This is a genomic window from Serratia sp. 506_PEND (assembly GCF_001076875.1).
In the GTDB taxonomy this organism is placed as follows: Bacteria; Pseudomonadota; Gammaproteobacteria; order Enterobacterales; family Enterobacteriaceae; genus Serratia; species Serratia marcescens.
In genome coordinates, this window is sequence record NZ_JVEL01000039.1 from 1 (window position 1) to 9,827 (window position 9,827).

Below are 9,827 nucleotides of genomic sequence, written 5' to 3' on the forward strand. Positions count from 1 at the left end.
CGAGTGCGGAAAGCCTCGGCGATGAAGAACGTCGATGAGCGTGCTTTTGCCCGAACCCGGGCCGCCGGTCAGCACGATGCGGCGTAGTTTGTCAGACATGCGGAATTCCTCTCTTGCAACAGAGTGATGGAGTGAAAACAGCGATAAAGACGCGCAGGCGAAGAAAACGGGGGATGAGAAGAAGGCGCCGTTTGGCGCCTTGGGAGATTAGCCTTGAACTTTGGCGCGCAGTGCCTGTTTTTCCTGCTCGCTGAGGAAGGCCAGCTTCAGGCCGTTTTCCTGCGCGGTGCGGATTTCTTCCGGCGTCAGCCCGGCTTGCGGCGCGGCGACGCGGTATTCATGCTCGATCTCGATGCCCTGAACCGCCGGATCGTCGGTGTTGATCGACGCCAGCACGCCGTGGCGCAGGAAGGTGGCCAGCGGATGCTGCGCCAGCGACGGCACGGTGCTGGTCTGGATGTTGGAGGTCAGGCAGGATTCGATGCCGATGCCGTGTTCCGCCAGGAAGTCCATCAGAGCCGGATCTTCGACCGCTTTCACCCCGTGGCCGATACGTTCGGCGCCCAGCTCGCGGATCGCCTGCCAGATGCTTTCCGGGCCGGCGGCTTCGCCCGCGTGCACGGTGATGCGCAGGCCGGCGTCGCGCGCGCGGTTGAAGTGGCTGAGGAACAGGCTGCCGGGGAAGCCCAGCTCATCGCCCGCCAAATCCAGCGCGGTAATGCCGTCGCGGTGCGCCAGCAATCCTTCCAGTTCCTGCAGACAGGCGGCCTCGCCGAAGGTGCGGCTCATGATGCCGATCAGGCGAATGTCGATGTCGCGATCGCGGCAGCCCGAACGGATCCCATCGATCACCGCTTCCACCACGCCGGCGACCGGTAGTTGATGCTTCATCGCCATGTAGTAAGGGGAGAAACGCAGCTCGGCATAGTGCAGGCCGGCGTTGGCAGCGTCCTCGACGTTTTCGTAAGCCACCCGGCGGCAGGCGTCCAGATCGCCCAGCACCGCCACGCCCCAGTCCAGTTTCTGCAGGAAGCTGACCAGATCCGGTTCGGCATGGGTGATCTGCACGTGCGGGCGCAGGCTCTCCAAATCATTGGCCGGCAGGGCGAGATTGAACTGGCGACCGAGGTCGAGAATGGTCTGCGCGCGGATGTTGCCGTCGAGATGGCGGTGAATGTCGGTAAGCGGTAGGCGGGGATCGATCATGCTGGGCACTCGCTAATTTATCGTAGGTAAAGTGCAGAACAGTATAAAAACAAATGAATGAAACTTGCCATCTCGTTGCATAAAAAAGTGATGTGAATCACAAATAATGCGCGATATATCGCATTATCGTCGCGAATCAGGCTTTCAACACGCTGACGCCCGCCTGCTGCAACGGCGCGATCAGTGCGTCATCGGTAGCCCGCTCAACGATGACGGTGTGCGCCAGCGTAATATCGCCGATCGCATACTGCGAGGCGGCGTTAAGCTTGGCGGCGGAGGCCAGCACCACGGTTTCCGCCGCGCGGGCCGCCAGCGCGCGTTTGATGTAGGCCTCCTCCAGATCGCCGGTGCTCAGACCTGCAGTGGGGTGCACGCCGGTCACGCCCATGAAATAAATATCGGCGCGGATATGCGACATCGCTTCTACGGCGGCGGCGCCGACGCTGACGATCGAATGCTTGTACAGCCGGCCGCCGATCAGGATCACCTCGACGGTGGGGTGATCGACCAACCCCACGGCGACGCTGGGGCTGTGGGTGACGATGGTGGCGTTGAGGTTGGCCGGCAGTTGCCTGACCAGCTCTGCGGAGGTGGTGCCGCCGTCGATGATCACCACCTGGCCGGGGGCGATCAGCGCCGCCGCCGCTTTGGCGATCGCGCGTTTGGCGCCGGATTCCAAGTGATTGCGTTCGGCGAAGCTGGCGATGGCGGAAGAAACCGGCAGGGCACCGCCATGCACCCGTTGCAGCAACCCCTCGGCGTCCAGTTCACGCAGATCGCGCCGGACCGTATCTTCCGACAGCCCGAACATCTCGCTGAGCTGTTTGGCCAAGACCTGACCATCCTGGGCCAGTTTTTCCAAAATGATCTTCTTGCGTTGGCTGGTCAACATGGCCATTTCCTCTCAAACTTCCTATGCACGAAATATCTTGATCATACACGAAACTGCACGATAGTATCAATTTCCTTCCTCTGGCGGAGTAAACCGATGATAGCCACCAAAGACAGGGTTCGCATTGTCGAAACCCGGGTGTTGTCCGATGACTGGTACCTGCTGAAAAAAAACACCTTTGATTTTCTGCGGCGCGACGGCGTCTGGCAACGGCAAAGCCGTGAGACTTACGATCGCGGTGACGGCGCGGTGATTTTGCTGTTCAACCGGCAGGCGAAAACGGTGATCCTGACGCGCCAGTTCCGCTTTCCGGTGTTCGTCAACGGTCATGACGGCATGCTGATTGAGGCCGCCGCCGGGCTGTTGGACGACGCGTCGCCGGAGGCGCGCATCCGCGCCGAAGTTGAAGAGGAAACCGGCTATTTCGTGCATAACGTGGAGAAAGTGTTTGAGGCGTACATGAGCCCTGGCTCGGTCACCGAAAAGCTGCACTTTTTCGTCGGTGAATATCAGGCGAACGATCGCCTCAACGAGGGCGGCGGGCTGGCGGCGGAGGGCGAGGATCTGGAGGTGCTCGAGCTGCCGCTGGCGCAGGCCCTGCAGGCGGTTCGTCAGGGTACGATCGTTGACGCCAAAACCATCATGCTGCTGCAGTTTGTCGCCTTGAACCGGACGTTGGAGGAAGAATGATGAAAGCACAACAAATCTTGATCGCCGGCCCCTATCGCAGCGGCACCGATGGCGATCCGCAGCGTATCGCCGCCAATCTGGCGCGCCTGGAACAGGCGGCGCTGGCGGTTTACCAGCGGGGGCACGTGCCGGTGATCGGCGAGTGGCTGGCGCTGCCTTTGGCGGCCGCGGCCGGTTCCACTCAGGTTGGCGATGCGGTCAGCGAGGCGTTTCTTTATCCGGTGGCTCACCGACTGATTGCGCAGTGTCAGGCGGTGTATCGCATCGAAGGGGCGTCTGCGGGGGCCGATAACGACGTGCGGTTGGCTAACGAATGGGGATTGACGGTCTATCGTCATCTGGAGGAAATCCCGTCTGTTCAGGCGTAACGGAGGGGCGGGCAGAGGCTCGCCCCCTCGCGCTATTGCTCGTCCAGCACCAACCTCAACCCGGCGATCAGCTTGTCCATGCCGGCTTCCAGCTTGCTGCGCGGGCAGCCGACGTTGAGGCGCACGAACCCGCGGCCTTCTTCGCCGTAGGTAAAGCCCGGCATGATCGCCACCTTTTCGCGCTCGATCAGCGCCTGCTGCAGCGCCCGATCGTCCACGGCCAGCGGCCGCAGATCGATCCAGGCCAGGTAGGTGGCCTGCGGCGGGCGCCAGCCCAGCGCGGGAAACGCCTGCTCCAGCCGCTCGGCGACGTAGGTCAGATTATCCTGCAGATAGTCGCGCAGGGCGTCCAGCCAGGGTGCGCCGTGGCGATAGGCGGCCACGTGCGCCGCCACCGCCAGCACCGCCGGTGAGGAGAGGCCGTCGCGGGCTTTGAGCTGCTGGAAATAGGCTTCGCGGCTGGCGTCGTCGCTGATAAAGCCGTAGGCGCCGGTCAGTGCCGGAATGTTAAAGCTCTTGGAGCCGGAGGTCAGCAAGGCCCAGGCGCCGGTCGCCACCTGGCTCCACGGCGTATGGCGGTGTTCACCCCATGCCATATCCATGTGGATTTCGTCGCTGATGACGCGCACGTCGTGGCGCTCGCACAGTTCGGCCATCTGCTGCAGCTCGTCGCGGCGCCACACCTTGCCGGTGGGGTTGTGCGGGCTGCACAGCAGCAGGATCTTGGTTTGCGGCCGCGCCAGCAACGCCTCAAGGTGCGCCATGTCGCAGCGCCAGTCGTCGCCGGCCTTGTGCAGCGGGCAGGCCAGCAGCTGGCGTTGGTTGGCGAGGATCACCTTGTAGAAGGCGTCGTAAGCCGGGGTATGGGTCACCACATAGTCGCCCGGTACGGACCATTGGCGGATCAGCTGCGCCGCCATGTAGATAACGGAAGGGCCGTACACCGCCGTTGCGGTGTCGATGGCGACGTTGAAACGTTGCTGATACCAGTGGCGCAGCGCGCCGAGAAAATCTTCGTGCTGCCAGCGGCTGTAGCCCAGCACGCCGTGCTGCAGGCGCTGTTGCAGCGCCTCGAGAATGCACGGCGCGGTGGCGAAATCCATATCGGAGATGGTGAACGGCAGCAGGTCGTCGCTGCCGAAACGATCGGCGATATAGTCCCACTGGGTGCACCAGGTGCCGTGGCGGTCGATCGGGGTGGAGAAATCAAACATGGGTGGCTCCCTGCAGCGCCGCGGCAGGTTGCGCCGTGGCTATCAGTGAGTCTAATTCATCTTTCACCGATTGCACCTGCGGGCCGATCACCACCTGCAGATTGTGGTCGTTGAGATGCACCACGCCGATGGCGCGATTGGCTTTCAGCGCCGCGTCGTCCACCCGGCTCATGTCGTTGACCGACAGGCGCAGGCGGGTGATGCAGTTGTCCAGCGTAATGATGTTGCCCGGGCCGCCGAGCGCCGCCAAAATCGCCGGCACATTGTAGCCGGATTTGCCCACCGCGCCGCTCGGCGCGCTTTGGCTGACGGCGCTGTCGCTCTCACGGCCCGGCGTTTTGATGTTAAAGCGCTGGATGGCGAAGCGGAAAATGGCGTAATAGCCGACGAACCAGACGGCGGCCACCACCGGCACCAGATACCACTTGGTGGCGGTGCCGTGCAGAATGCCGAACACCACGAAGTCGATGATATTGCCGTCGGTGTTGCCGATGGTCACGCCCAGCAGCGCCATCACGGTAAAGCCCAACCCGGTGAGCAGCGCGTGGATCAGATACAGGAACGGCGCGACGAACAGGAACAGGAACTCGATCGGCTCGGTGGTGCCGCCAACCACGCAGGCCACCACGCCGGAAATCAACAGCCCTTTGATTTTATGGCGGTTCTCCGGTTTGGCGCAGTGGTACATCGCCAGCGCCGCGCCCGGCAGGCCGCCGAGAAACGCCGGCATTTTACCCTGCGACAGGAAGCGGGTGGCGCTCTCGGCGAAGCCGGTGGTGGTCGGACAGGAGAGCTGCGCCTGGAAGATGGTCAGGGCGCCGCTGACGCTGTGGCCGCACACCTCCATCGTGCCGCCTGCCTCGGTAAAGCGGATCAGCGCCACCAGAATGTGCTGCAGGCCGAACGGCAGCAGCAAGCGTTCGCCGGTGCCGAACAGCATCGGGCCAAAGGCGCCGGCGCTGTTGATCACCCAACCCAGCCCGGTGATGCCGGCGGCGAACCACGGCCAGATCAGCGGGATCACCAGGCCGCACAGCCCCAGCACCACGGTGGTCACGATCGGCACGAAGCGCGTGCCGCCGAAGAACGCCAGCGCGTCCGGCAGGCGGATGGTGTGGAAGCGTTCATGCAGGCGATAGACGATGATGCCGACGATCACCGCGCCGAGGATGCCGGTATCGATCGACTGAATGCCGAGGATGTTCTGGATATTGTTGGCTTTCAGCACCAACGGATCGCTGGTGGGCAGCACGCCGGCGGCGGTCAGGTAGAAGTTGGTGCCCAGATTCAGCACGGCGAAGCCGACGAAACCGGAGAAGGCGGCGACGCCTTTGTTTTCGCGCGCCATGCCCAGCGGAATGGCGATGGCGAACATCACCGGCAGGAAGCTGAAGGCGAAGGAGCCTACCTTGCTCATCCAGGTAAAGATCAGTTGGAAGATCGGGTGGCCGATAAACGGCATCAGGGTGATCACGTCGCGGCTGCTCAGCGAGCTGCCGATCCCCAGCATGATGCCGCAGAAAGAGAGCAAGGCGACGGGCAACATGAACGTTTTGCCCAGGCTCTGGAAGAACTCCCAGAGGGTGATTTTGGGTTTGTTGGCTGCTGACATAACCGACTTCTCCTGGCGAAAAGACGAGCAAAAAGGGGACTTCTGATTAGGTAAAAAGAAGATAAAACGTTTTACCTAGCAAAAATGCGCCGCCAATCACAAATCTGCCGCCCGGTTTTTGGCGACAATGCGGTAGGCAGTAAAACGTTTTACTGAGCTAACGGATTCGGTATACCCTTGATCATTACGGCGCGGGTTGCCCAGGAACGGGTTCGCAGAGACTATGAGCATCAAAAAAATCACCATCACCGATGTGGCGCAGCAGGCGGGCGTGTCGGTCACCACGGTTTCCCTGGTGTTGAGCGGCAAGGGGCGCATTTCGCCGACCACCGCCGAGAAGGTCAATCAGGCGATAGAGCAGCTGGGTTATGTGCGCAATCGCCAGGCGGCGACGCTGCGCGGCGGGGAGTCCGGAGTGATTGGCCTTATTCTGCGCGACATCTGCGAACCCTTCTATGCCGAAATGACCGCCGGGCTGAGCGAAGCGCTGGAGGCGCACGACAAGCTGCTGTTTTTAACCCAGAGCGGGCGCGACGGCCAGGGCTTGCAGCGGGCGTTTGACGCGCTGCTGGCGCAGGGCGTCGACGGCATCGTGCTGGCGGGCGGCATCCGCGCGGCGGCTGGGCTGAAGGAAAAGGCGGCCGAGCAGGGCGTGCCGCTGGTCTGCGTGGCGCGCTCCAGCGGTCTCGATGGGGTGGACGTGGTGCGCCCGGACAATATGCAGGCCGCCAAGCTGGCCACCGAATTTTTGATCAAACGCGGTCACAGCCAAATCGCCTACCTCGGCGGCCAGAGCGACTCATTGACGCGCGCCGAGCGGTTGGGCGGTTTTTGCGCCACGCTGGTGCAGTACGGCCTGCCGTTTCGCAGCGAATGGATCGTCGAGTGCGATTGCCGGCAGCGTGAGGCGGCGGAAGCGGCAGAGCAACTGCTGCGCCACTACCCGAATATTACCGCCATCGTCTGCCACAAGGCGTCGGTGGCGCTCGGCGCCTATTTTGGCCTGACGCGCAGCGGCCGCAGCATCGGCTCGGACGGGGTCGACGCCTACTATGGCCGGCAGGTGGCGCTGATCGGTTTCGGCGACGTGCCGGAGGCCGAACTGACCGAGCCGCCGCTGACCTTCGTCTCCAGCTCGGCGCGGGAAGTGGGGCGCAGCGCCGCCGCGCGCCTGCTGCAGCGCATCGGTGACGCCGATCTGCCGGCGCAGAACGTCATTTTGCCGCCGACGCTGATCCGGCGCGGCTCCGCCTAGTCCCGCCGCTGTTCCTCTTCCGCCTCCCGGCGGATCCAGCCGATAAAGGTTTTCATCGCCGGCGTCAGATCCCGCGATTTCAAATGGGTCAGCCAGTAGGCGCCGAGCGCGGCCTCGGCGGCGAATGGCCGCTGCAGCGCACCGGCGGCCAGTTCGCGGCGGAACATGCTGACCGGCGCCAGCGCCACGCCGTCGCACTGGATCGCGCCTTCCACCATCAGCCGGGATGAGTCGAACACCGGTCCGTTGATCCGCCACGGCGTCACCTGCGCAGCCGTGAACCAGCGCTCCCATTCATCCTTGCGGTAAGTGCGCATCAGCTGCTCGTGCTGCAGATCCTGCGGCGTGCGCAAGCGCGCGGCGACCGCAGGCGGGCAGAGCACCGTCAGCGGCGCGTCGAACAGCTTGATATTGCAGGTGGCGGGCCAGAGACCTTCGCCGAAACGGATGGCGAAATCCATGCCGTCGGCCGACAGATTGACCAGGTTGTTGTGGGTCAGCACCCGCAGATCGATGAACGGATGCGCCGCGCGGAACGCCGCCAGCCGCGGCATCAGCCAGCCGACGGCGAAGGTGCCGACCACCGCCACCGTCAGCACCTCGTGGAAATGCCCGCCTTCGAACTGCTGCAGCACCGCCTCGATGCGGTCGAAAGCGTCACTCAACACCGGCAGCAGCGCCTGGCCCTCTTCGGTCAGATCCAACCCGCGCGGCAGGCGGCGGAACAGCTGAATGCCCAGCTGTTCTTCCAGCATGCGCACCTGCTGGCTGACGGCGGCCTGGGTGACGCGCAGCTCCAGGCCGGCGCGGGTGAAGTTCAGGTGGCGGGCGGAGGATTCGAACGCCCGCAGGGCGTTGAGGGGAAGTCGGTTGCGCATTGTCGATAGCCATAAGTTTTTCTTTATGCTGGCTGAAATTATTATCGCTTGTCAACCCGACGGCAAAATCCGATATTTGGCGCGGCTGCTGAGAGCGTCGCGGCAGCCGTAAAGGAATGACATCATCAACCAGGGAAAGCGCCGAGCATGACGCCAATAAAAACTTTTGGCCGCGGCCGATGCCCTGCAACCGAAGAGCTTCTATCATGACGAAAATGAACCGCCTGGCGGCCGCGCTGATCGCCGCACTGATCTTGCCGACCGCGCACGCCGCGCAGCAGCAGGATATCGACGCCGTTATTCAGCCGCTGATGAAAAAATATGGCGTGCCGGGCATGGCGATCGCCGTGTCGGTCGACGGCAAACAGCAGATTTACCCGTATGGCGTCGCCTCGAAGCAGACCGGCAAACCGATCACCGAGCAGACGCTGTTCGAAGTGGGCTCGCTGAGCAAAACCTTCACCGCGACGCTGGCGGTCTATGCGCAGCAGCAGGGCAAGCTGTCGTTCAACGATCCGGCCAGCCGCTACCTGCCCGAGCTGCGCGGCAGCGCCTTCGACGGCGTCAGCCTGCTGAATCTGGCGACGCATACCTCCGGCCTGCCGCTGTTCGTGCCGGACGACGTGACCGACAACGCCCAACTGATGGCCTACTACCGGGCCTGGCAGCCGAAACATCCGGCGGGCAGCTACCGCGTCTATTCCAACCTCGGCATCGGCATGCTGGGCATGATCGCCGCCAAGAGCCTCGACCAGCCGTTTACCCAGGCGATGGAGCAGGGGATGCTGCCGGCGTTGGGCATGCGCCACACCTACGTTCAGGTGCCGGCGGCGCAGATGGCCAACTATGCGCAGGGCTACAACAAGGACGATAAGCCGGTGCGGGTCAATCCCGGCCCGCTGGACGCCGAGTCTTACGGCATCAAGTCCAACGCTCGCGATCTGATTCGCTATCTGGACGCCAACCTGCAGCAGGTGAAGGTCGCGCAGCCGTGGCGCGAGGCGCTGACCGCGACGCACGTCGGTTATTACAAGGCGGGCGCGTTCACGCAGGATCTGATGTGGGAGAACTACCCGTACCCGGTGAAATTGTCTCGTTTGATCGAGGGCAACAACGCCGGGATGATCATGAACGGCACGCCGGCTACCGCCATCACGCCGCCGCAGCCGGAATTGCGCGCCGGCTGGTATAACAAAACCGGCTCTACCGGCGGTTTCTCCACCTACGCGGTGTTTATCCCGGCGAAGAATATCGCCGTGGTGATGCTGGCCAACAAATGGTTCCCGAACGACGATCGGGTCGAGGCGGCTTACCGCATCGTGCAAGCGTTGGATAAGCGCTGATCGTGGGGGGCGCCGTCGGGGCGCCCCTGTTACCGGTGCTGTCGATCTCGCCGCTCGCGCATGAAGTCGATAAAGGCGCGCAGCTTGAGCGGCAGATGCCTGCCGGCGGGAAAGTAGATGAAAAATCCCGATGCCTCGCTGGCATACTCCGGCAGCACTTCCACCAGATCGCCCTGCGCCAGCTCCTGCAACACCGTGCCCTGAAAACGCTGTGCGATACCCAGCCCCGCCAACGCCGCATCCTTGATCAGCCGATCTTCGTTAAAGATCAAGCTGCCGCTGACGTCCAGCGCCCGCTCATCGCCGTGCCGGCTGAAATACCAGGGTTCCAATTTGCCGCTGCCGGGAAAACGGTAGCGCAGGCAATGG

General features: G+C 63.1%; 11 protein-coding genes. 4 read left to right on the forward strand and 7 right to left on the reverse strand.

Translation table 11 applies throughout. The annotated features are described in order from the left end of the window. The 3 genes from ADK28_RS33385 to ADK28_RS01255 form a co-directional block, all read right to left on the reverse strand. On the reverse strand, window positions 1-99 hold a 99-nt coding region (locus ADK28_RS33385), incomplete at its 3' end, for an AAA family ATPase (protein ID WP_048794672.1). Between the two features lie 108 nt (window positions 100-207). After that, a complete protein-coding gene (gene add / locus ADK28_RS01250; RefSeq protein WP_016927887.1) occupies window positions 208-1,206 on the reverse strand; it encodes an adenosine deaminase in 999 nt (332 codons plus the stop codon). Between the two features lie 136 nt (window positions 1,207-1,342). Beyond that, a complete protein-coding gene (locus ADK28_RS01255; RefSeq protein ID WP_033640472.1) occupies window positions 1,343-2,098 on the reverse strand; it encodes a DeoR/GlpR family DNA-binding transcription regulator in 756 nt (251 codons plus the stop codon). Window positions 2,099-2,194: 96 nt separating this feature from the next. On the opposite strand from ADK28_RS01255, the gene ADK28_RS01260 reads away from it, so the two are divergent. Both ADK28_RS01260 and ADK28_RS01265 read left to right on the forward strand, forming a co-directional pair. Further along, on the forward strand, window positions 2,195-2,788 hold the full coding sequence (locus ADK28_RS01260) for an NUDIX domain-containing protein (protein ID WP_033640471.1): 594 nt from the start codon (window positions 2,195-2,197) through the stop codon (window positions 2,786-2,788). Then, on the forward strand, window positions 2,788-3,156 hold the full coding sequence (locus tag ADK28_RS01265) for a hypothetical protein (RefSeq protein ID WP_033640470.1): 369 nt from the start codon (window positions 2,788-2,790) through the stop codon (window positions 3,154-3,156). The genes ADK28_RS01260 and ADK28_RS01265 overlap by 1 nt, the downstream gene beginning before the upstream one ends. A 32-nt stretch (window positions 3,157-3,188) precedes the next feature. Here ADK28_RS01265 and ADK28_RS01270 read toward each other — a convergent pair whose 3' ends face one another. Beyond that, the gene (locus ADK28_RS01270) at window positions 3,189-4,370 is read right to left on the reverse strand and encodes a MalY/PatB family protein (protein ID WP_033640469.1); all 1,182 of its coding nucleotides are present in this window, start codon (window positions 4,368-4,370) and stop codon (window positions 3,189-3,191) included. Next, window positions 4,363-5,982: a maltose/glucose-specific PTS transporter subunit IIBC gene (malX, locus tag ADK28_RS01275; RefSeq protein ID WP_033640468.1), complete on the reverse strand. Its 1,620-nt coding sequence runs from the start codon at window positions 5,980-5,982 to the stop codon at window positions 4,363-4,365. The genes ADK28_RS01270 and malX overlap by 8 nt, the downstream gene beginning before the upstream one ends. Window positions 5,983-6,205: 223 nt before the next feature. On the opposite strand from malX, the gene ADK28_RS01280 reads away from it, so the two are divergent. Next, window positions 6,206-7,237 carry a Mal regulon transcriptional regulator MalI gene (locus tag ADK28_RS01280; protein ID WP_033640467.1) on the forward strand — a complete coding sequence of 344 codons (1,032 nt, stop codon included), beginning with the start codon at window positions 6,206-6,208 and terminating at the stop codon, window positions 7,235-7,237. Here ADK28_RS01280 and ADK28_RS01285 read toward each other — a convergent pair. Further along, window positions 7,234-8,115 carry a LysR family transcriptional regulator gene (locus tag ADK28_RS01285; protein ID WP_016927880.1) on the reverse strand — a complete coding sequence of 294 codons (882 nt, stop codon included), beginning with the start codon at window positions 8,113-8,115 and terminating at the stop codon, window positions 7,234-7,236. The genes ADK28_RS01280 and ADK28_RS01285 overlap by 4 nt on opposite strands. A gap of 206 nt (window positions 8,116-8,321) precedes the next feature. Between ADK28_RS01285 and blaSRT the strand changes: the two genes are divergently transcribed. Next, the gene (blaSRT, locus tag ADK28_RS01290) at window positions 8,322-9,458 is read left to right on the forward strand and encodes an SRT/SST family class C beta-lactamase (protein ID WP_033640466.1); all 1,137 of its coding nucleotides are present in this window, start codon (window positions 8,322-8,324) and stop codon (window positions 9,456-9,458) included. A gap of 29 nt (window positions 9,459-9,487) precedes the next feature. On the opposite strand, the gene ADK28_RS01295 is transcribed toward blaSRT, so the two are convergent. Next, window positions 9,488-9,827: LysR substrate-binding domain-containing protein (locus ADK28_RS01295; RefSeq protein WP_048794673.1), on the reverse strand; the 340-nt coding region annotated here is incomplete at its 5' end.

Coding starts and splice junctions, on each gene's coding strand:
- add (WP_016927887.1), bottom strand. CDS start 1,206: ATGATCGATCCCCGCCTACCGCTTACCGACATTCACCGCCATCTCGAC.
- ADK28_RS01255 (WP_033640472.1), bottom strand. CDS start 2,098: ATGTTGACCAGCCAACGCAAGAAGATCATTTTGGAAAAACTGGCCCAG.
- ADK28_RS01260 (WP_033640471.1), top strand. CDS start 2,195: ATGATAGCCACCAAAGACAGGGTTCGCATTGTCGAAACCCGGGTGTTG.
- ADK28_RS01265 (WP_033640470.1), top strand. CDS start 2,788: ATGAAAGCACAACAAATCTTGATCGCCGGCCCCTATCGCAGCGGCACC.
- ADK28_RS01270 (WP_033640469.1), bottom strand. CDS start 4,370: ATGTTTGATTTCTCCACCCCGATCGACCGCCACGGCACCTGGTGCACC.
- malX (WP_033640468.1), bottom strand. CDS start 5,982: ATGTCAGCAGCCAACAAACCCAAAATCACCCTCTGGGAGTTCTTCCAG.
- ADK28_RS01280 (WP_033640467.1), top strand. CDS start 6,206: ATGAGCATCAAAAAAATCACCATCACCGATGTGGCGCAGCAGGCGGGC.
- ADK28_RS01285 (WP_016927880.1), bottom strand. CDS start 8,115: ATGCGCAACCGACTTCCCCTCAACGCCCTGCGGGCGTTCGAATCCTCC.
- blaSRT (WP_033640466.1), top strand. CDS start 8,322: ATGACGAAAATGAACCGCCTGGCGGCCGCGCTGATCGCCGCACTGATC.